Origin of the sequence: Mesorhizobium caraganae, assembly GCF_016836705.1 — a bacterium.
GTDB classification, from domain to species: domain Bacteria; phylum Pseudomonadota; class Alphaproteobacteria; order Rhizobiales; family Rhizobiaceae; genus Mesorhizobium; species Mesorhizobium caraganae.
Window position 1 is genome coordinate 93,267 of the sequence record NZ_JAFCGY010000004.1, and the last position, 19,274, is coordinate 112,540.

Annotated in this window: 20 protein-coding genes; 10 read left to right on the plus strand and 10 right to left on the minus strand. The window is 62.1% G+C overall.

Annotated features, from left to right (window positions below; all coding sequences use genetic code 11):
* Positions 1-28 precede the first annotated feature (28 nt).
* A complete protein-coding gene (locus JQK88_RS12415) occupies positions 29-1,567 on the plus strand; it encodes an ArnT family glycosyltransferase (RefSeq protein ID WP_210328338.1) in 1,539 nt (512 codons plus the stop codon).
* 56 nt (positions 1,568-1,623) lie between these two features.
* Positions 1,624-2,931: a M24 family metallopeptidase gene (locus JQK88_RS12420; protein WP_203278516.1), complete on the plus strand. Its 1,308-nt coding sequence runs from the start codon at positions 1,624-1,626 to the stop codon at positions 2,929-2,931.
* Here the strand turns inward: JQK88_RS12420 and JQK88_RS12425 are convergent.
* Together JQK88_RS12425 and JQK88_RS12430 are read right to left on the minus strand one after the other, a co-directional pair.
* On the minus strand, positions 2,896-3,723 hold the full coding sequence (locus tag JQK88_RS12425; protein WP_203278442.1) for a phosphate/phosphite/phosphonate ABC transporter substrate-binding protein: 828 nt from the start codon (positions 3,721-3,723) through the stop codon (positions 2,896-2,898). The two genes, JQK88_RS12420 and JQK88_RS12425, sit on opposite strands and share 36 nt — an antisense overlap.
* 92 nt (positions 3,724-3,815) lie before the next feature.
* Entirely contained in the window at positions 3,816-4,826 is a 1,011-nt protein-coding gene (locus tag JQK88_RS12430; RefSeq protein WP_203278443.1) for a fatty acid desaturase, read from the minus strand.
* A 229-nt stretch (positions 4,827-5,055) separates the two neighbouring features.
* Here JQK88_RS12430 and JQK88_RS12435 point away from each other — a divergent pair, with 229 nt between their 5' ends.
* Positions 5,056-5,913, plus strand: coding sequence for a helix-turn-helix domain-containing protein (locus JQK88_RS12435; RefSeq protein ID WP_203278444.1), 858 nt, complete (start codon positions 5,056-5,058; stop codon positions 5,911-5,913).
* 116 nt (positions 5,914-6,029) lie between these two features.
* Positions 6,030-7,052 carry a betaine--homocysteine S-methyltransferase gene (gene bmt / locus JQK88_RS12440; protein ID WP_203278445.1) on the plus strand — a complete coding sequence of 341 codons (1,023 nt, stop codon included), beginning with the start codon at positions 6,030-6,032 and terminating at the stop codon, positions 7,050-7,052.
* A 13-nt stretch (positions 7,053-7,065) separates the two neighbouring features.
* Here the strand turns inward: bmt and JQK88_RS12445 are convergent, their stop codons facing one another.
* From JQK88_RS12445 to JQK88_RS12475, 7 genes are all read right to left on the minus strand, one after another.
* A complete protein-coding gene (locus JQK88_RS12445; protein ID WP_246749816.1) occupies positions 7,066-7,254 on the minus strand; it encodes a hypothetical protein in 189 nt (62 codons plus the stop codon).
* Positions 7,255-7,588: 334 nt separating this feature from the next.
* On the minus strand, positions 7,589-9,742 hold the full coding sequence (locus JQK88_RS12450) for a vWA domain-containing protein (RefSeq protein ID WP_203278446.1): 2,154 nt from the start codon (positions 9,740-9,742) through the stop codon (positions 7,589-7,591).
* 2 nt (positions 9,743-9,744) lie between these two features.
* Complete coding sequence (locus JQK88_RS12455) at positions 9,745-10,305, minus strand: RNA polymerase sigma factor (protein WP_192257510.1); 561 nt, start codon at positions 10,303-10,305, stop codon at positions 9,745-9,747.
* Positions 10,306-10,384: 79 nt separating this feature from the next.
* Positions 10,385-11,563, minus strand: coding sequence for a BaiN/RdsA family NAD(P)/FAD-dependent oxidoreductase (locus JQK88_RS12460; protein ID WP_203278447.1), 1,179 nt, complete (start codon positions 11,561-11,563; stop codon positions 10,385-10,387).
* A 58-nt stretch (positions 11,564-11,621) separates the two neighbouring features.
* Positions 11,622-12,353 (minus strand): dienelactone hydrolase family protein, encoded by a 732-nt coding sequence (locus JQK88_RS12465; RefSeq protein WP_192257512.1) that lies wholly within the window; start codon positions 12,351-12,353, stop codon positions 11,622-11,624.
* Between the two features lie 114 nt (positions 12,354-12,467).
* Positions 12,468-13,151 (minus strand): hypothetical protein, encoded by a 684-nt coding sequence (locus tag JQK88_RS12470; RefSeq protein ID WP_210388287.1) that lies wholly within the window; start codon positions 13,149-13,151, stop codon positions 12,468-12,470.
* Between the two features lie 89 nt (positions 13,152-13,240).
* Entirely contained in the window at positions 13,241-14,815 is a 1,575-nt protein-coding gene (locus tag JQK88_RS12475; protein ID WP_203278449.1) for a trimethylamine methyltransferase family protein, read from the minus strand.
* Positions 14,816-15,075: 260 nt separating this feature from the next.
* Between JQK88_RS12475 and JQK88_RS12480 the strand changes: the two genes are divergently transcribed.
* The gene (locus JQK88_RS12480) at positions 15,076-15,774 is read left to right on the plus strand and encodes a cobalamin B12-binding domain-containing protein (protein ID WP_013531175.1); all 699 of its coding nucleotides are present in this window, start codon (positions 15,076-15,078) and stop codon (positions 15,772-15,774) included.
* A gap of 92 nt (positions 15,775-15,866) precedes the next feature.
* Here the strand turns inward: JQK88_RS12480 and JQK88_RS12485 are convergent, their stop codons facing one another.
* Positions 15,867-16,007 (minus strand): entericidin A/B family lipoprotein, encoded by a 141-nt coding sequence (locus tag JQK88_RS12485; RefSeq protein ID WP_112565267.1) that lies wholly within the window; start codon positions 16,005-16,007, stop codon positions 15,867-15,869.
* 65 nt (positions 16,008-16,072) lie between these two features.
* On the opposite strand from JQK88_RS12485, the gene JQK88_RS12490 reads away from it, so the two are divergent.
* The 5 genes from JQK88_RS12490 (at position 16,073) to JQK88_RS12510 (ending at position 19,115) form a co-directional block, all read left to right on the plus strand.
* Entirely contained in the window at positions 16,073-16,702 is a 630-nt protein-coding gene (locus JQK88_RS12490) for a DUF1638 domain-containing protein (RefSeq protein WP_203278450.1), read from the plus strand.
* Between the two features lie 116 nt (positions 16,703-16,818).
* Entirely contained in the window at positions 16,819-17,394 is a 576-nt protein-coding gene (locus tag JQK88_RS12495; RefSeq protein ID WP_203278451.1) for a DUF4893 domain-containing protein, read from the plus strand.
* Between the two features lie 112 nt (positions 17,395-17,506).
* Complete coding sequence (locus JQK88_RS12500) at positions 17,507-18,289, plus strand: formyl transferase (RefSeq protein WP_203278452.1); 783 nt, start codon at positions 17,507-17,509, stop codon at positions 18,287-18,289.
* A gap of 56 nt (positions 18,290-18,345) precedes the next feature.
* On the plus strand, positions 18,346-18,612 hold the full coding sequence (locus JQK88_RS12505) for a type II toxin-antitoxin system TacA family antitoxin (RefSeq protein ID WP_203278453.1): 267 nt from the start codon (positions 18,346-18,348) through the stop codon (positions 18,610-18,612).
* Positions 18,600-19,115, plus strand: a complete 516-nt coding sequence (locus tag JQK88_RS12510; protein ID WP_203278454.1) for a GNAT family N-acetyltransferase — start codon at positions 18,600-18,602, stop codon at positions 19,113-19,115. Before JQK88_RS12505 ends, JQK88_RS12510 begins: the two co-directional genes overlap by 13 nt.
* Positions 19,116-19,274: the final 159 nt, after the last annotated feature.

Below are 19,274 nucleotides of genomic sequence, written 5' to 3' on the forward strand. Positions count from 1 at the left end.
CTTTTCCCTCGATGAGAAGACGATCCCCTTGCAGTATCTAGAGAAATGGACGGACTGGCTGTGCGAAGGCAAGGTCGGTCCCTTCAACGCCGCGCTGGTCTGTCTCGCGGTCTATTGCCTTGTCCAGATCGTGGTGATGGCGCTGTTGTCCCACATCGTGGGAACCGGCGTCGGCGTCGACGATTCCGAACAGCTGATGTACATGCATTACCTCTGGGCCGGCTATGGCGGCTCGCAGCCGCCGCTCTATACGTGGCTTGCCCGCCTCGTCGCCGGCGTGGTCGGGACGAATATACTCGCGCTCAAGATCGTGAAGTATCTTTTGATCGGCGTGGCGCTGGCGTCGGCTTTCATCGCTGTCCGCCGTCTCGGCTATTCCAGCCGGGCTGGCGCCGCCGCCATGTTCGGCCTGTTGTTGTTTCCGCAGATGGTGTGGGAGATGCAGCATGCCCTCACCCACTCGATTGCCGCCTTCTGTTTTTCAGTGGTGCTGTTTCTAGCGCTCGTCGAACTGGTGCAACGCCGATCGCTCTTAGCTTATGTGCTTTTCGGTGTGGCTATCGCTGCCGCGATCCTGTCGAAATACAACAATGTGATTTTTCTCGCCGCGCTGATCCTGTCGACGCTTTCGCTGCGCGAAACACGCGGCGTGATCCTCAACCGCCAGTTTTTGATCAGCATGGCGGTGGCTGTGGTGCTTTGCCTGCCGACGCTCTACTGGAGCCTGACGCATACCGACCAACTGCTGTCGCATAGCGGCGGTTTCTTCGGCGCGGCCAGGGAAAGCGGGGTGATACAGACCGCATTCGACGGAATAAGCGGGCTGGGCAGGGCGATCCTGTTTTTCGCCCTGCTGCCGGTCGGTATATTCGCAGTGGCTTTCCTCATCGCATGGAAGAGGCCCGCGCCGACCCCGCAACCGGCCCCCTGGCCCGAAAGACTGGTGTGGCGCACCATCGCCTTTGCCCTCGCCATCACCATCGTGCTCGTCCTGGCGAGCGGCGCGACGGAATTTCGCGATCGCTGGATGCTCCCCATCCTTGTCTTGCTGCCTGTCGCACTCGCCCTTCGTATGGACGCCAGGGGCGACAAGGGCAGGAAAGTGCAGGACGTCATCGTCTTTGTCGGCGCGACGCTCGCCATCCTGGTGCTGCCGGTGACTTGGTACGCGCACCTCAATGGCGGCGACAGCCGCGGCAGCATCGTGCGTGTCGACTACAATACGCTCTACAGCCAGTTGACGGCAAACGGACCGATCCGCACCACCGTATCGAGCTGGCACTGGTTGGGAAATCTGCGCCTGGTCGACCCCGATCTCGTCGTCCTCGATGGAGAATTGCCAAACTTCGGCCAATTGCTGAAAGAGCCGGCGGTGTTCGTCACGGCAGACGACAGGGTGGGGGTCGAAGGTATCCTCAAATTGCTGGATCAGGCCGGCTACGCAGCGGATGGACCGCCGCAGCAGCTGGCCGTGCCCATGCTGTTCGGCAGCGACCCGCCCACCCGCACTGTCACCGTCACGCGCCTGAAGAAGGTGGCGACCGCGGCAGGCGCAGCACCACAATAACATCAGCAGGGAGGCCTCGGGTGGAGAAGCAGGGGTTCGGTCGTCACCGCAAGATCATGCCGTTCGAGCCGGGCTCGGTCGAGGCCTTGCGCGACGCCTCGCGCCAGAAGGCGGCTTCGCTGAACCAGCACGTGCTGGGCCATGGCGCGCTGGCTGAGTCCGAATGGCAAGCGGCAGGCATCGCAGCACCCGACCTGCCAGCGATGCGTAAATACCGGCTCGAGCGCATCCGCGCTGAGCTGAAGCGCCGCGGCTATGCCGGCGCCCTGCTCTACGACCCCGTCAACATCCGCTACGCCACCGATTCGACCAACATGCAGCTATGGGTCGCGCACAACCCGACCCGCCACTGCTTCGTCGCCACCGAGGGACCGGTGGTGCTGTTCGACTATTTCTCCTGCGAGCATCTCTCCGACCATTCCGGCGTCGTCGACGAGGTGCGGCCGGCAGTGTCGTGGATGTATCTCTATGGCGGCGAGCTGACCGAGCAGAAAGTCCGCCGCTGGGCGGCCGGCATCGCCGATCTGGTCAGGCAACATGGCGGCGGCAACAGCCGCATCGCCGTCGACCACATCAATCCCGAAGGCGTCGAGGAACTCGCCCGCCTCGGCATTGCCATCGGCAATGGCGAAGCGGTGATGGAAAATGCGCGGCTGATCAAGTCGCCCGACGAGATCCTCGCCATGCGCCGCGCCATCGTCGCCTGCGAGGCGGCGATGGGCGAGATGGAAGCGGCGCTGAAGCCGGGCATTTCCGAAAACGAACTCTGGGCCGAGTTGCATCGGGGCAACATTGCGCGCGGCGGCGAATGGATCGAAACCCGGCTGCTGACGTCGGGGCCGCGCACCAATCCATGGTTCCAGGAATGCTCGTCACGCGTTATCGAAGCAGGCGATCTCGTCGCCTTCGACACCGACCTGATCGGCCCCTACGGCTTCTGCGCCGATCTCTCACGCACCTTCCTTTGCGGCGACGAAAGGCCGTCGAACGAGCAGCGTGACCTCTTCCGCATCGCGGCCGATCAGATCGCCCACAACACGCAACTGATGCAGCCCGGCATCTCCTTCCGTGACCTGGTCGAACGCTCCGTGGTGCCTCCGGGAGATTGCTTCCAGACCCGATACGGCGTGCTCTATCACGGCGTTGGTCTGGCCGACGAATATCCGACCCTGCCGCATGCCAGCGACTGGACGCCGGGCACGCCTGACGGCGTGCTGGAGCCGGGCATGGTGCTGTGCGTGGAAAGCTATATCGGCAGGCTTGGCGGCCATGAGGGTGTCAAGATCGAGGAGCAGATCCTGATCACCGCTGCCGGCAACGAGCAGCTTTCAACCTATCCGTTGGATGCGAGGCTGCTCGGCTAGACCGGCCAGGGCTTCGCGCAGCGCCCTGACTGTTTTTTCCGGCGTCGTCATGGCGGTGATGTAGGGCAGGCCTTTGCGCCGCGCCGTCCAGCCGACAACAGCGACCTTGCGTGCCGCTGACTCGAAACGCTGCGCCAGCGCCCAGCTCTCACAGTCGATCGCGGCGATATCCGCCTTGCCCTCGGCAACCGCGACGATCGAACCGCGATGGCCGCCACTCTCGCTGCGCGACGAGAAGATATCGAGGCTTTCGCCGGCCGCTTGCAGGTCTCGCGTCAGCCCAATGACGCCCGACATCGAATCGAGACTGTTGAAGGTGAAGCGCTTGCCACGCATGAGATCGAGCGGCAGCAAGGCTTTGCCGGCCGCAGGCGACCGAACCTGTGGCCCCTCGCCTGTCCGCATCACCAGCGCGCTCGAATAGAGTTCGCCCTGACCGCCCTCGTAAGCGTCGTAGCTCGGCTGCCCGATCACCTGCACCTGCCTGGACAGGCCCAGCTCCATCGGCCCCCAGCAGGTCTGCGCGAACAGCAGCGCCGGATGCAGCCAGAGCTGGTGATAGTCGAGTTCGTTCGGCGGCAGCGTTACCGGATCGGGCGCGATAAGTCTGCCCTCGGCGTCGTGGATGCCGCCCGGCACCTGCGGCAGGTCACCATTGCGGCGCACGATAGCCTGCGGCGCATCGATGCCCTTTTGCCTGAACGCCTCGCGCAATCCTGCCCATTGCGCGTCGACCTCGTCGCGCACCTCTGGCCAGTCATACATCGGCAAAGCCGCAACCAAGTCACTCATGCCGACACCCAATCATCATGTCTCAGGAAAGGATCGCAAAAACGCGGCGTCCAACCAGAATTGGCCGACACGGGTCCTGGGATGCCCCGAAATTATTCCTTTGGCGGCTCGGCGGGAACCGGCGCGCTGCCGAGCCCGCTAATGCTGCGCGCCCTGACGCGCGGCTTGAACGCCCTGCCCGGCTCGGCCTGGCGGCGCAGCACCGGGTGCACGATCGGCTCCTTGGCCTTGAAGGCGTAGGCTTTGATCAGCGCAAAATAATTCGGGTAGGCATAGCCATTGTTCATCCGCAGCCACTCGTCGCGGCGGTCGCGAAACAGCTTCGGCAGCTTGTACCAGGCCACCGTCGGGGTCTTGTGATGGACGAAGTGCAGATTGTTGTTGAGGAACAAGAACGACAGCGGCGAGCGCTCGATGATCACCGTGCGGCCCTCCGGGTGCTCGGACCACTGATGCTCGGCGAAGGTGCGGACAGCAATCAGCGACTGGCCGAGCCAGACCGGCACCAGAATGTAGAGCCATACGGGAATGCCGAAGCCGAACTGCACGACCGGCAGCACGATGGCGAGACCGATCGCATGCAGCAGCCATGCCTTGCCGATCACCTTGTCGCCGGCAATCATGTGCTTGGCGTCGTCGATGAAGAAACCGATGCAGGACAACCAGGGGCCGAGAAAGAAACGGCCGACCATGGTGTTGTTGATCTTGAGCAGGAATTTCATCGTCGGCGGCAGATCGTCATGCATCCACAGCGCCTGGTAATAGCTCTCGGGATCGTCGAGCGGATCGGTCAGTCGCTCGTCGGCGTGGTGGCGCAAATGAAGCGTCTTGAAGCGACGGAACGGCCAGACCAGGCCGATCGGCAGGAAGACGAAGGCTTCATTGATCAGCGCGCTGCGCGTCGGATGGCCATGCAGCACTTCGTGCATGATTGACGACTGCAGGGCCAGGATGAAGCCGAGGAGAATGAGAGCCAGGATCGGATAAGAGGGCCAGAACAGCAGACCGACAGCAACCCATGTTCCGTAACAGAAGAAAGCGAGGACCACGGTCGGCCATTCGATGGCCGCTGCGTTGCGTCGCTTGATGCTCTTGTCTGCCATGCTATCGACCACTGTCCTTCAGTCGCCGGAACCCCAATTGGCTCCTGACAGCATAGTGTCAGGAGAAGCGATTCCACTCAACGAGACAAAGTGTACAAAATGTTGCGATTGCGCATTTTTGACCGCACATGTTACACATTGTAAACAACCTTAGGGATTTATTTACGCCTGGAGCCCTGATTCGACGGCTCTGGCGCAAATTTTTCCTCAAAGAGCGCGGAGACGAACAGTGGACAAACGGGACCTGTCAGCCATCTTTCGGGAGCGTCTGAAGCTGCTCCTGACACGATCCGACCTCAACCAGTCGGCCTTCGCGTCAGCAGTCGGCATCGATCGGTCGGCGCTGTCGCAACTGATGTCCGGCGCTTCGACGCGGCTGCCGCGCGCCGAAACGCTGCTCAACATCGCCGCCGAATTCAAAGTGTCTCTGGATTGGCTGCTTGGGCTGAGCCAGGACGAAGGCGTCACCGGCGAAATCCGCGAAAGCCTGGAGATCGAGGAGGCGCCCGACGGTTTCGACCGCACGCTCTTGGCCAAATGGTTTGCGGAAGCCGCGGGCACCAAGATCCGCTATGTGCCGGCCGGCATTCCCGATCTCCTGCGCACACGCCAGCTGGTCGATTACGAAGCCAACATCACCAACCGCAGCCGTCTGGCGCAGGCCAGCGAGACCCAGTACCGCATCGAGTACAACAGGCGCCCGGAGACCGACATGGAGGTCTGCATGCCGCGCCACACGCTGGAGATTTTTGCCCGCGGCCTCGGCGTCTGGGATCGTTTTCCCGAGGCAGACCGGCGGCAGCAGCTCGCCCATATGGCGACGCTGCTTGACGATCTCTACCCGACCTTCCGCCTGTTTCTCTATGACGGCCGCATGCGCTACTCGATCCCGCTGACCATCTTCGGCCCCTACCGCGCCGCCATCTATGTCGGCGACATGTATGTGGTGCTGAATGCCACCCAGCCAGTGCAGGCGCTGACTCGGCATTTCGACAATCTGATCCGCGCCGCCGACGTCAACCCGCACGAAGCAGCCGCCTTCGCGCGCAATCTGGCCGGCGCGTCATTTCCATCAGGTTCTGCCTGATCGCCAGCAACCCCGGAAGGTGCGTTTGCGCCGCGACCGCGGGCCGCAAACACATTGACTAGACATAAAGACTTCTTTATATCCTTATTCCATTCGAAGATTTGAAAGCCGATCCGATGACCGCGACCAATCCCATCCACGCATTGCTGGCTGAAAAGAGCGTGCTGCTCGCCGACGGCGCCACCGGCACCAATCTGTTCGCGATGGGTCTGGAAGCCGGTGAGGCGCCCGAACTGCTCAACGAGACGGCGCCTGACACCATCACCAGCCTGCACCAGAATTTCGTCGATGCCGGCGCCGACATCATCCTCACCAATTCCTTCGGCGGCACCCGCCACCGGCTGAAGCTGCACCATGCGCAGGACCGCGTCCATGCGTTGAACAAGCGCGCCGCCGAGATCGCTCGCGCTGTTGCCGACAAGGCCGGCAGGAAAGTCATCGTCGCCGGCTCGGTCGGCCCAACCGGCGAGTTGCTGGTGCCGCTCGGCGCCATGACCTATGACGAGGCGGTCGAGGCCTTCGCCGAACAGATCGAGGGTCTGAAGGAAGGCGGCGCCGAAGTCGCCTGGATCGAGACCATGTCGGCGCCGGACGAAATCCGCGCCGCGGCCGAAGCCGCCATCCGCGTCGGCCTGCCCTACACCTATACTGGCTCCTTCGACACTGCCGGCCGCACCATGATGGGACTGTTGCCCAAGGACATCCACGGCGTCGTCGACGGGCTGTCGCAAAACCCGCTCGGCGTTGGCGCCAATTGCGGTGTCGGCGCCTCCGACATCCTGGCGTCGCTGCTCGACATGACCGAGGCCAAGCCGGAGGCGACGATCATCGTCAAGGGCAATTGCGGCATCCCGGAATTCCGTGGCACCGAGATCCACTATTCCGGCACGCCGGAACTGATGGCAGACTATGTCAGGCTGGCGGTCGATGCCGGCGCCAAGATCGTCGGCGGCTGCTGCGGCACCTCATTCCAGCACCTTGCCGCCATGCGCAAGGCGCTCGACGCGCACACCAAATCCGAACGCCCAACCGTCGAGACGATCGTCGGGCGCATCGGCCCGATGCGCAACAAGGTGGCGACGGAAAACACCGCCGAGACCAGCGAAGCCCGCCGCGAACGTCGCCGCAGCCGAGCCTGATATCGATCTGGAATTATTCGCTGTTTTCAGCGTAGCGCGACAGCGCCGTCTTGGAATCCGTGCCGGTGCTGCCGGCGCCGCCGCCCATGGTCATCAGCGTACCCGATGCGCCGGGATCGGTGATCTGCTCAAGCATGACGCGGAAGCGGTCGTTGTTCAGCGCCGACATCGCCGTGGTCCTGGCCGCGGCCACGTCATTCATGATGCGCCGAGATTCCGCCGAATGCGGCTGCGAAGCGGTCGACTGAACGTCCCTTGCCGCCGGCATCGAAGTCGCACTGTCTCTGATCTGCAATTCGGCCCCCAAAGCCCTGTATTAGCTCTTCGTAACAAGAGGAAATTGCGATCCCGTTCCGGAATTGCCGCACAATTTAACGATCCGGCACCTTTGTTCGAGGAGCACCTCACCTGAATATCGGCAGATCCGAAAAAAGGCCGGCGAGGAAAATATCCCTCGCCGGCCTGCCTCACCCGCCCGTAGCCGGTTCCTCCGTATCAGAACGACCCCCGTCTGAAAGGAACCGGCTGTATTGCCACTACCGGTTACCGCCCAGCGCCGAGGCAAGGCGCACAAGCGAAAGGAACTCGGACCTGTACCCAAACGGGTCGGCTCCTCGGGCGGCGGTGGCAATCTCCATGATCTTGTCGTAACCGAACTTCGCGGTCGCATCCTCGTCGCGCAGCTTCTGGCCGAAGGCGGCGACAGCGACGGAGAAACGCTGGTCGGTGCTGGCCTGGTCGAAGGACTGGACCTCGTTGGCCGACGTCACCGGCGTGGTGATCAGCTTCGAGACGTCTTCGTTCGGCAGCTTGTAGCGGATCTTGACGAAGGCATACTCGTCGGCATTGGCGACGCCGCCATTGTTGATCGTTGCCTGGCCGTAGCGCAGCGGATCCATCTGCTCGCCGCCACTCCCCTTCGGCGTGATCTCGTAGATGGCGGTGACCGAATGGCCGGAGCCGATATCGCCGGCATCGACGCGATCATTGTTGAAATCCTCGCGGTTCAACGCGCGGGTCTCGTAGCCGATCAGCCGGTATTCCGAGACCTTGTTCGGGTTGAACTCGACCTGGATCTTGACGTCCTTGGCGATGGTGAACAGCGTCGAGGAGGCATCCTCGACCAGAACCTTCTCGGCCTCGGCCAGCGTGTCGATATAGGCGGCGGTGCCGTTGCCGTTCTGGGCGATGGTCTGCATCATCTGGTCGTTCAGATTGCCGCGTCCGAAGCCGAACACCGACAGGAAGACGCCCGTCTTGCGCTCCTGCTCGATCAATCGCTTCAGATCCTCATCATCAGTCTGGCCGACATTGAAGTCGCCGTCTGTGGCCAACATCACACGGTTGATCCCGTCCTTGACGAAGGACTGCTGGGCAAGCTTGTAGGCTTCCTTGATGCCCGCCTCCCCGGCCGTCGAGCCGCCGGGCGTCAGATTATCGATGGCATTGAGGATCTTGTCCTTCTCGGTGACCTTGGTCGGCATCAGCACCGTGCCGGCGTCACCGGCATAGGTGACGATCGAGATAGTGTCGTCAGCCTTCAGCTTGCTGACCAGCAGCCGGAACGCCGACTTGAGCAGCGGCAGCTTGTCCGGCTCGTCCATCGAACCCGACACGTCGATCAGGAACACCAGATTGGCCTTGGGCTGCTCGACCGGCTTGACGTCGAAACCCTTGATGGCGACGTGCATCAGCTTGGTGTGCCCGTTCCACGGCGTCGGCATGACGCTGACGGTTGAGTTGAATGGCGTCGAGGCCGAATCCGGACCCTTCCAGTCATAGGGGAAGTAATTGACCATCTCCTCGACACGCACCGTATCGGCCTGCGGCAGGTAGCCCTGCTTCAGCGAGCTGCGCACGAAGGAATAGGAAGCCGTGTCGACGTCGATCGAGAAGGTCGAGACCGGATCCTGAAGGGCTGCATGCACCGGATTGGTCTTGAAATCCTCGACGCGGTCGCGGTTTGGCTCCTGCGGCGCAATCTGGTCGGCCGACATCGTCGAAGGCTGCTGCGGCGCCATCAGTTTGGATTCGGCCGTCCCCTGGACACGGCTGGCCCGTGCGCCATCTGCCGCTGGCGCAGCTCGTGAAAATCCCATGGTAACTCTGCCACCCGATGGTGCGGCCTCGGTGCTTGGCGCAGGCTCAGGCGCCTGCTGGTAAGTCTGCAAAGTGCCGTTCTCGCGTTGGTTCACCGTCGCCGGAGCCTCGGTCTTCGGGGGCGCGGTCGGCGTAACAAGCGCATCGGTGACGTCGCGGCTCCGCACTTCTGCGTCGGCATCGGCCTTCTTCAGGTCGCCTTCGGGCGCCTGCTTGTCTTTTCCCGGTGCGTTGATCGCCGGCCCACTGGTTGCCGGTTTGTCGGCCAACGATTCGGTGATCTTCTCGTCGCCGCCGAACGGCAACGGCTGTTCCCTCAGCATGTGGAAGGTGGCGTATCCGGCGATCGGCAGGGCGACGAGCCCGGCAATGGCCGGCGTGGCAATGAGTTTCTTTTGCATGATCTCGCTCCAGAGCTTTTGTGCTCGCTCTGTGAGACGAAGCCCGCCAACCGATCCTTGGGTGACGGCAGAAATATTTTCCTGATCATAGGCGCGCATGGCGGCTTCGAAGGCGCGTGCCTTCGCGCTCTCGCCCGGCGCCGGTACTGCTGCATCGCGCAGCCTGTTGAGTTCGTTGTCGTCGACCATGGTCACACTTCCCCGGCTGAACGCATCAACGTCTTCAGCCGTTTCTTCGCTTCATGGATGTGCCAGGAAACCGTCGTCTCCGAGATTGCCATCGCCTCGGCGGCGGCCGCATGGCTCAAACCTTCGCCATAGACCAGAAGCACTGCATCGCGCTGCTTGTCCGGCAATTGCCGCACCGCTGCCCAGAGCGCCTCAGTCGGATCTTCGGTTTCGGCCGACGCCTCTCCCGATATCATGCTGTAGGCGCCGTAGGCCTCGGTCTTGACGTTTTCGCGCGTGGTGTTGCGCATCATGTCGCGCGCCGCATTCATCGTCACGGAATAAAGCCATGTCGTGAACGCGCCACCGCCGCGATAGTCGCGAATGGCCTTGCCGAGCCGGACGCAAACTTCCTGGGCGATGTCTTCGGCATCGGCCTTTTTTCCGCACCAGCGATAGGCGGCGCGATAGACGAAGTCGTAGTGCCGCTCCAGCAATTTGCCGAAGGCACCCCTGTCTCCGCCCTTCGCCCGCCCGATCAACTCGGCGTCGGAGGCTTCGCTTTCATCCAGCATCATCGCCATCATTTGCCTATTGGACGAAGGCTAATGGCCAATCCTTGGGGTTATGGAAAGATTTTTTTCAGGCAGGCGCTTTTTGAAACTAGACGGCTTGTCCTGCCACCCAACCGGACGACCACGCCCACTGGAAATTGTAGCCGCCAAGCCAGCCCGTGACATCGACGACTTCGCCGATGAAAAACAGTCCCGGCACGGATTTCGCCTGCATCGTCTTCTGGTCAAGCCCGTTGGTGTCGACGCCGCCAAGCGTCACTTCGGCGGTGCGATAGCCCTCCGAGCCGGCCGGCTTGATGCGCCAGTCGTTGACGGCGGCTTCGACGGTTTTCATCTGCAGGTCCGTCAAATCAGCGAGATTGCCGTCAATCCCGATGCGCTCGGCCATCGCTTGTGCCAGGCGCTTAGGCAGATGGTTTGCCAGCACCGTCTGCACCGCTTGCCTGCCATTGACGCGCCGGGCGGCGCGAAGCAGCTCGGCCACATCCATTCCAGGCAGCATGGCGATGCGGATCTCGTCGCCCTCGCGCCAATAGGACGATATCTGCAGGATGGACGGCCCGCTCAGGCCGCGATGCGTGAACAGCATCGCCTCCGAGAACCGTGTCTTGCCACAGCCGACTTCAGCATCGACGGCATTGCCGGCCAGGGGCGCCAGCCGCTCGAGCGTTCTTGCGTCGAAGGTGAGCGGCACCAGCGCCGGCCGCGTCTCCACCAGGGCCAGGCCGAATTGCGTCGCAAGCTCGTAGCCAAACCCCGTCGCGCCCATCTTGGGGATCGACTTGCCGCCACAAGCCACGACCAGCGATTGGCAGGCGACGGTGCCGCTGGAGAGGCTCAGGGTAAACCCTTCCGCGGTCCGGCTGACATCCCTCACCTCGGTCGACACCGCTAGTTCCGCACCCCGGTCCTGAATTTCGGAAACCAGCATGTCGATGATCTGGCGCGCAGAGCCATCGCAAAACAGCTGCCCCAGCGTCTTCTCGTGATAGGCGATGCCATGGCGTTCCACGAGTGCGATGAAGTCGCGCTGCGTGTAGCGGCTGAGCGCCGAGATGCAGAAATGCGGATTGCCCGAGAGAAAATTCTTCGGGCTGGTATGGATGTTGGTGAAATTGCAGCGCCCACCGCCTGAGATGCGGATCTTCTCGCCGGGCTTTGCCGCGTGATCGAGCACCAGAACCGAGCGGCCGCGCTTGCCTGCCTCGATGGCGCACATCATCCCGGCCGCACCGGCGCCAATCACCACGACATCATAGGATTGCATCAGGCTGTTCGTTCCCGCTCGACCTGCGGTGTTCTAGCAGGCCACCAACGGTAAGAAGTCAAGCCAGCGTTTCGGCAAAGAACGCCAGCAGCCGCTTCCAGTGGCGTTCGGCGCCGGCTTCATCATAGGAGCCGTGGTCCGGTATGCACCAGCCATGGCCGGAGCCGACATAATTCTCGATGACGTGGTCGACCTCGGCAACCCTGAGCGCTTCCGCCAGCCGCGCCGACTGCTCCGGCGGAAAGCTGCGGTCGACGCCGGCGGTGCCGACATAGACACGCGCCTTGATCGAGTCCGCCTTGCGGTGCGGGCTGTCGGGAGCCTCGCTCGCCAGATTGCCGCCATGGAAGCTCGCCGCAGCAGCGATCCGATCGGGATAGGTGGCCGCCGCATTCAGCGCCCGGCCGCCGCCCATGCAATAACCAACGACGCCAACCGGCCCGGTGATGCCTTCAGAAGCCAGCGCGTCGAGAAAGGCGCCGCTGTCGCGGATGGTCATGTCCTGCGTCGTGCCGGTGACCAGCGCCATCAGCGCCACCTTCGTCTCCTCGACGGCAAAGGCGGTCTTGGCGTCGAACGGGCCATAGGGCGCATTGCGATAGAACAGGTCCGGTACCAGCACGGCATAGCCGTGTCCCGCCAGCCGCTCGGCCATCACGTCGAGCACCGGACGCGGCCCGAACGCGTCCATATAGAGGATCACGCCGGCCTTCGCTGGGCCAGCCGGGCGAAACAGCCCTGCTTTGGCCAAGCCGTCCGCGGTCTTGATCTCGATGTCCTGCTTGGCCATGGCCTACTCCGTCTGATTGTCGCGCGATACATATCCGTGACGGACGGCTGGGCAAGTCAATCGAAGGCGCGCCGCGTTCACAAATCCGTATCGCCCGGCCGCCGGAACGGAAACTCAGCGCGCGAATGCCGCCATGTGAAAGGCCTGTACGTCAAGGGGATAGCGATAGGCCGTGCCATAGGGACAGGCGTTGCGATCGAGGCAACCGCCGGTCCGGCAAGGCGAGCCGTTCGCTCCGCGAACATGCGCGAGGCAGGATTGATAGGCAAAGCCATCCTTCGAATAGGCGTCGACCGGACAGGATTTCATGCAGGGTTTCTCGACACATGTGTCGCAAAGGTGAATCGATGCCTGAGACGCCTCGACCCCAATCTCGTCCTCGAAAAGCAAAGCGCCGCGATAGGCGTGCCAAAGCCCGTACGTCGGATGCATGAGAATGCCGAGCGGCGACGGTTTCAGCCCCTCCGCCTGCATCGCCCATTGCTGGAACGGCAGATACGGCCTGTCTGATGGCGAAACCGCCCGTGCTCCGAATGTTTCCGCCACCGCACCGATCACCTGGCGTGACCAGGTGTCGAGCGGATTGGCAATGGCTTGTGGTTGCCGTTCGCGCCAACGCAGGAAATGCGGCCACGGCTCGGCACCCGCCTGCCCGACCAAAATGGCTGATTGGGCGGAAGCACCTGACAGGCCAGAGGGTGCCTCCTCGCCTTCGGCGAATGTGACGCAGCCGCGCAGGATGAGGCCGTTGGCGGAAAGCGCGGCCGCTATCTCGTCAGCGATGCCGCGCACAATCATCCCTTCTGGTCCGGGTCAGAGAAAGCGCTCCGCCAGACTTCCTTGTGGATGATGTTGGCGACTTTAGCCCCGCCTGACTCGGGCTCCTTTCAAGTGAAGGCGTCGGCCATCGACGCCTTCTTCGTTGCGATGTAGTCCTTCAACCCGTCGTCGATACCCGGATCGAGATAAGGCGCCTCGTAGCTTTCCAGCCAGCGGCGGGCGAGCTCGTTGGCGCGTTGCGGCGCGGTCTTTTCGCCCTCGGCCAGCCACTGCTCGTAGGAATTATTGTCGGCGATGCTGGAACGGTAGAAGGCGGTCTGGAAATTCGCCTGCGTGTGGTCGCAGCCGAGATAGTGGCTGCCCGGACCGACCTGGCGGATGGCGTCCATCGCCTGGCCATTTTCCGACAGGTCGACGCCCTCGGCGAATTTCTGCTGCATGCCGAGCTGGTCGATGTCCATCATGAATTTTTCGTAGCAGGACGCCAGTCCGCCTTCGAGCCAGCCGGCCGAATGCAGCACGAAATTGGTGCCGGCCAGGATGGTCGAGTTCAGCGTGTTGGCGCTTTCATAGGCGGCTTGTGCGTCCGGAACCTTGGACGCGCAAAGCGAGCCGCCGGTGCGGAACGGCAGGCCGAGCCGGCGCGCTAGCTGTGCGGCGCCATAGGAGACCAGCGACGGCTCCGGCGTGCCGAAGGTTGGCGCACCCGACTGCATCGAGATCGACGAGGCGAAGGTGCCGAACAGCACCGGCGCACCGGGCCGGATCAGCTGCGTGAACGACGCGCCGGCGAGCACCTCTGCCAGAACCTGCGTCAACGTGCCGGCGACGGTCACCGGGCTCATCGCGCCGGCAAGGATGAAGGGCGTGACGATGCAGGCCTGGTTGTGGCGGGAATAGACTTTCAGCGCGCCCAGCATGGTCTCGTCGAACACCATCGGCGAGTTGGCGTTGATCAGGCTGGTCAGCACCGTGTTGTTTTCGACGAAATCGTCGCCGAACACGATCTTGGCCATGGCGACCGTGTCTTCGGCCCGCTCCGGCGCCGTCACCGACCCCATGAAAGGCTTGTCGGAATACTTTATGTGCGAATAGACCATGTCGAGATGGCGCTTGTTGACCGGCACGTCGACCGGCTCGCACACCGTGCCGCCGGAATGATGGATCGACGGCGCCATGTAGGCGAGCTTCACGAAATTCTGGAAATCCTCGATCGTTGCGTAGCGCCTGACACCGTCGAGATCGCGCACGAAGGGCGGGCCGTAGACAGGCGCGAAGACGGTGGCGTTGCCGCCGATCTGCACCGAACGCTCGGAATTGCGCGCATGCTGGGTGTAGATGGGCGGCGCGGTCTTGAGCAGCGAACGGCACAGGCCCTTGGGAAAATGCACGCGCTCGCCCTTGACGTCGGCGCCGGCGTCTTTCCACAGCTGCAGCGCCTCGGCGTCGTCGCGAAAGATGATGCCGATCTCTTCCAGCACCGTATCGGTGTTGTTTTCGATAATCGCCAGGCCTTCCTCGTTGAGGACCTCATAGATGTTGATCTTGCGCTTGATGTAGGTGAGCTGCGTGCCCGGTCCGCCGCCCGAGCGCGCCGCGCGCCTTGCCGCCGCGCCGCCGCTGGCCGCACGCCCGCGTCGCGCATTGGACGCTTCCTGGTCGACTGACGCGTTCTCACTCATGATCGTTTTCCCTAAAAACCGTTTGCGGCCGCATATCGCAGCTTCTCGCCCGGATCGTAGCCATGCACCCTATTCGAAACGGCCCGTCAGCGCCAACGCCTGTCGCAAAATCGACAAGAATTCCAATAGATTTGCGGTCGCTTTCCTTTTGCGGGAAGTCGCAAATCAGCTATGGATACCTGCCCCCGCCGGGTTAGGTATTGACGCGATAAATTTGAGCCGCCGCGATCTCATCCCGCGCGGCAAGGAGCCTGAGAAAAATGTCCGACGACGAGATCATCCTCTCCGAGCTTTCCGACGACGAGTTGGTGCAGCAGATGCACGACGATCTCTATGACGGGCTGAAGGAAGAGATCGAGGAAGGCACCAACATCCTGCTCGAGCGCGGTTGGGCGCCCTACAAGGTGCTGACCGAAGCGCTGGTCGAAGGCATGCGCATCGTCGGCGAGGATTTTCGCGACGGCATCCTGTTCGTTCCCGAAGTGCTGCTGTCTGCCAACGCCATGAAGGCCGGCATGTTCATCCTACGCCCGCTGCTCGCCGCCACCGGCGCACCCAAGCAGGGCAAGATGGTCATCGGCACCGTCAAGGGCGACATCCACGACATCGGCAAGAACCTCGTCGGCATGATGATGGAAGGCGCTGGCTTCGACGTCATCGACCTCGGCATCAACAATGCGGTCGAGAAATACCTCGACGCCATCGAGCAGCACCAGCCCGACATCATCGGCATGTCGGCGCTTTTGACCACGACCATGCCCTATATGAAGGTCGTCATCGACACGATGAAGGAAAAGGGCATTCGCGACGACTACGTCGTGCTGGTCGGCGGGGCGCCACTCAACGAGGAATTCGGCAAGGCCGTCGGCGCCGACGCCTATTGCCGCGACGCGGCAGTGGCGGTCGAGACGGCCAAGGACTTCATGAAGCGCAAGCACAACGTGCGCGCTTCAGCCTGATTTTCTTCAGCAAGGCGTCTGGCCAGAATCAAAGCCGCGCCTTGCAGCGCGGCTTTTTTGTTACCAGATGTTGGTGACAGAGGGTCCGCGTGTCAGGGTTTGGTGACGGTGTCATCGATGGCTTTCGCGGTCGATTTGAGATCCCGGCCGACGCCGCGGACGGTGTTGGCGCAGGCCGTAAGCGCCAGGGCGCAGGCAAGGATTGCAATCGGCGCAACGCGTAACAGTTTCATGGACGGTTTATCCCTCTCTCGATAGATTCGCCCCACAGCAACAAAGGCCGCTTCGACCGGGTTCCATGGCAAGGATGCAAAAAACGAAACCGAATCAAGACGACAGGCTGCTGGTCATCGCCTGCGGAATGATTGCGCGCGAAGTTTTGGCCGTCAAGGAGCAGCTCAAGCTCGACCATCTCGACCTGACCTGCCTGCCGGCGGAGTTCCATTTCTTCCCCGACCGCATCGCCCCGGCGATGGACAAGGCAATCGAAAAGGCCAAGGCCGAAGGCTATGAGCATATCTTCGTCGGCTATGCCGATTGCGGCACCGGCGGCCTGCTCGACCGGGTGCTGGAGAAGCACGGTATCGAGCGCATGGCCGGCCCGCACTGTTTTGCCTTCTATCAGGGCATGGATGCCTACGCGAAGGTCGCCGACGACGACATGATGTCGTTCTACATGACCGATTTCCTATGCCGCCAGTTCGACGCCTTCTTCATGAAGCCGCTCGGCCTCGACAAGCATCCGGAGCTGATCAAGGACTATTTCGGCAATTACCAGAAGCTGATCTACATCGCCCAGACCGACGATCCCGAACTCGACAAGGTTGCCGAGAAGGCTGCGAAACTGCTCGGCCTCGTCTATGAGCGCCGCGCGACCGGCTATGGCGACCTTACAGGCGAACTCGCGCGGGTGGCCGCACACGTCTGAAGCAATTCTCGAGCAGAAACGCTTTCAAGCACGGATGACAGGCCGCTGCGAACGGATAAGTTGTGCGCCTCAAGCAAACAGGCTGATTCAGCCATTTGAAACATGGAAAGCCCCCGATGACCCCTCGCCTGCTGATCGCCGCCCTTGGCTTCCTTTGCTTTGCCCTGCCCGCTTATGCCGACGGCGAGGTGCAGAAGTTGATCACGCCAGCCGACAAGGCGCGGCTCGACAAATATGGCGAGACCCGGAAAGCTGCCCTTGAAGAGGCGAAGGCCGGCGACCCGGCCGAGGTTAGCGAGCTCAACGCCTTGCTGGCAAAGCCCCTGGTCGCCTTTTCCGACAAGGATCTGACCGGCAACTGGCAATGCCGCACCATCAAGGTCGGCGGCATCGGCCCGCTGGTCATCTATGGCTGGTTCAAATGCAAGGTGAGCGACGACGGCTCCGGCTGGCGGCTGGAAAAGATCAGCGGCTCGCAGCGCACCACGGGCCGTTTCTTCGATCATGGCGAAAAGCGCGCCATCTATCTCGGTTCCGGTTATGTCAATGACAACAAACCAAAGCGCTATGGCAGCGGTCCGGAAAGCGACCAGGTCGGCTACGCCTTCCGCAACAGCGCCAATGCATGGCGCATCGAATTCCCGGCGCCTTATTACGAATCGCATCTCGACATCATGGAATTGAAGCGCTGATCCCGCTGGCCTCTCACCGGCCGGGCGGTCATCAAGATTTAACCCCGCCTGGCACAGAATTGAGCCAGGCAGCGCACGGGAAGACGGTTGCGCGCCGGCAAGAAGGCGCGCCATGGCTTCAGCTGACAAGAACAGTGCTGCGATCGTTGTCGTCACGGAAGGCGGCCCGCACATCTGGGCCATCGTCAACGCCATCGCCGACCGTCTAGGCCCTATCAGCGTCATCCTGGAAAACCCTGAATCCAAAAAGCAATTGCTTCTCGGCCGTGCCCGCCGCCAAGGCTGGCTTCAGGCAGTCGGCCAGCTCGGCACGATGGTGCTGACCAGGCTGGGCAAGCGCTTCTTCGCCGGCCATGCAGCGTGGCTAATTTCCGAGCAGAAACTTGAGACCGAGCCGAAGCCGGGACAAAAGATCATCCATGTCTCCTCGGCCAACGCAGCCGATTGCCTACAGGCGATCGCCGACATCCGGCCGGGTGTGGTGTTGCTTGCCGGCTGCCGGCTCTTGTCCCGGCAGACGCTGGCGCAAATGCCGTGCCCGGTGCTCAACTATCACGCTGGCATCGCGCCGAAATACCGCGGCATGAATGGCGGCTACTGGGCCCTGGCCTCCGACGATACGGCAAATTTCGGCACCACGGTGCATCTGGTCGATGCCGGCGTAGACACAGGCGGCATACTGAAACAGGCGCGCGGCAAGCCCAAGCCCGGCGACACCATTTCGAGCTATGCGTTGCGCCAGGCAGCATTCTCGCGCGATATCTGCATCGAGGCGGTCCGCGATGCGCTGGCCGGCAAGCTGGCGACCATCAAGCCGGACCTGCCGTCGAAACAATGGTACCACCCGACGATCTGGTTCTATCTCTGGACCGGTGTGCGCCGAGGCGTGTGGTAGGCGCTGTCAATCTGACGCTTTGTATGCTATTGTCATACAGAAAGTGAGTTTTACCGATGTCGAACATGGCCCCCCTCAGCGTCCGCGTCACCTCTGAGGAACGTGACATTCTTGAAGCCGCTGCCAGTCAGGCAAACACCAATCTCAGTGACTTCATCCGGCGCAAGGCGGTCGAAGCCGCCGAAATGGAAGTGCTGGACGGACGTGTCGTGACGATCCCGGCAGCCGATTGGGAAAAGTTCGAGGCGTGGGCAAAGTCTTCCCCGAAAACTCTTGCCGGGCTACGGAAGCTCGCTACCTCACGACCTGTATGGCAGGAATGACGCCTCCTCGGCCTCTTGCGGCCGATGACGACAGAGACGCCTTCGATTGCGGTCGCGAGTCGCTCAACAACTGGCTTCGCCGTCATGCCTGGAGCAATCAACAGGATGGGACCTCGCGTACCAACGTCATCTGGGATCTCACGACCGGAGTTATCGCCGCCTATGTCACCTTGAGCACGGGTCAAATCGAGCGAGCCCATCTGCCAAAATCCGCACAACGCAACCGCCCCGATCCCATTCCAATCATTTTGCTCGGCCAGCTTGCCGTGGATCGGCGCTATCAAGGTCATGGCTGCGGACGCTCGCTGCTTCTCTTCGCCCTGAGGACCGCGGTGCGATTTTCAAGGGAAATAGGCTGCTTCGGTGTCCTGACACATCCGCTCGATGATGCCATAAGAGGGTTCTATCGCACCTTCGACTTTGAAGATCTCCCATTCGACCCAAAACGCAGCATGATTGTTCGGGTCGCGGATTTGAAACAAAATGGCTTCGAAGACGAATGATGACGCTGTTGGAAAAAGCGGCGATGTTTCACCCTACCAGACGGTTTGTAGGCACCCTCTTACCGTCGCCTCAGGCCATCCCAGCCCGCAACAAAGTCAAAGATTCTCGCCTTTCTTTTTGCGACGTCCAATAGCGTCGCTTTTGAATGCGCGCGCGTC

Excerpts from the sequence above, each read along its gene's own strand:
- JQK88_RS12465 (WP_192257512.1), bottom strand. The coding sequence starts at position 12,353 with ATGGCCAAGCAGGACATCGAGATCAAGACCGCGGACGGCTTGGCCAAA.
- JQK88_RS12490 (WP_203278450.1), top strand. The coding sequence starts at position 16,073 with ATGGCAAGGATGCAAAAAACGAAACCGAATCAAGACGACAGGCTGCTG.
- JQK88_RS12425 (WP_203278442.1), bottom strand. The coding sequence starts at position 3,723 with ATGAGTGACTTGGTTGCGGCTTTGCCGATGTATGACTGGCCAGAGGTG.
- JQK88_RS12475 (WP_203278449.1), bottom strand. The coding sequence starts at position 14,815 with ATGAGTGAGAACGCGTCAGTCGACCAGGAAGCGTCCAATGCGCGACGC.
- bmt (WP_203278445.1), top strand. The coding sequence starts at position 6,030 with ATGACCGCGACCAATCCCATCCACGCATTGCTGGCTGAAAAGAGCGTG.
- JQK88_RS12485 (WP_112565267.1), bottom strand. The coding sequence starts at position 16,007 with ATGAAACTGTTACGCGTTGCGCCGATTGCAATCCTTGCCTGCGCCCTG.
- JQK88_RS12470 (WP_210388287.1), bottom strand. The coding sequence starts at position 13,151 with ATGATTGTGCGCGGCATCGCTGACGAGATAGCGGCCGCGCTTTCCGCC.
- JQK88_RS12430 (WP_203278443.1), bottom strand. The coding sequence starts at position 4,826 with ATGGCAGACAAGAGCATCAAGCGACGCAACGCAGCGGCCATCGAATGG.
- JQK88_RS12420 (WP_203278516.1), top strand. The coding sequence starts at position 1,624 with ATGCCGTTCGAGCCGGGCTCGGTCGAGGCCTTGCGCGACGCCTCGCGC.
- JQK88_RS12455 (WP_192257510.1), bottom strand. The coding sequence starts at position 10,305 with ATGGCGATGATGCTGGATGAAAGCGAAGCCTCCGACGCCGAGTTGATC.
- JQK88_RS12460 (WP_203278447.1), bottom strand. The coding sequence starts at position 11,563 with ATGCAATCCTATGATGTCGTGGTGATTGGCGCCGGTGCGGCCGGGATG.
- JQK88_RS12510 (WP_203278454.1), top strand. The coding sequence starts at position 18,600 with ATGGCAGGAATGACGCCTCCTCGGCCTCTTGCGGCCGATGACGACAGA.
- JQK88_RS12495 (WP_203278451.1), top strand. The coding sequence starts at position 16,819 with ATGACCCCTCGCCTGCTGATCGCCGCCCTTGGCTTCCTTTGCTTTGCC.
- JQK88_RS12445 (WP_246749816.1), bottom strand. The coding sequence starts at position 7,254 with ATGAATGACGTGGCCGCGGCCAGGACCACGGCGATGTCGGCGCTGAAC.
- JQK88_RS12450 (WP_203278446.1), bottom strand. The coding sequence starts at position 9,742 with ATGGTCGACGACAACGAACTCAACAGGCTGCGCGATGCAGCAGTACCG.
- JQK88_RS12500 (WP_203278452.1), top strand. The coding sequence starts at position 17,507 with ATGGCTTCAGCTGACAAGAACAGTGCTGCGATCGTTGTCGTCACGGAA.
- JQK88_RS12505 (WP_203278453.1), top strand. The coding sequence starts at position 18,346 with ATGTCGAACATGGCCCCCCTCAGCGTCCGCGTCACCTCTGAGGAACGT.
- JQK88_RS12480 (WP_013531175.1), top strand. The coding sequence starts at position 15,076 with ATGTCCGACGACGAGATCATCCTCTCCGAGCTTTCCGACGACGAGTTG.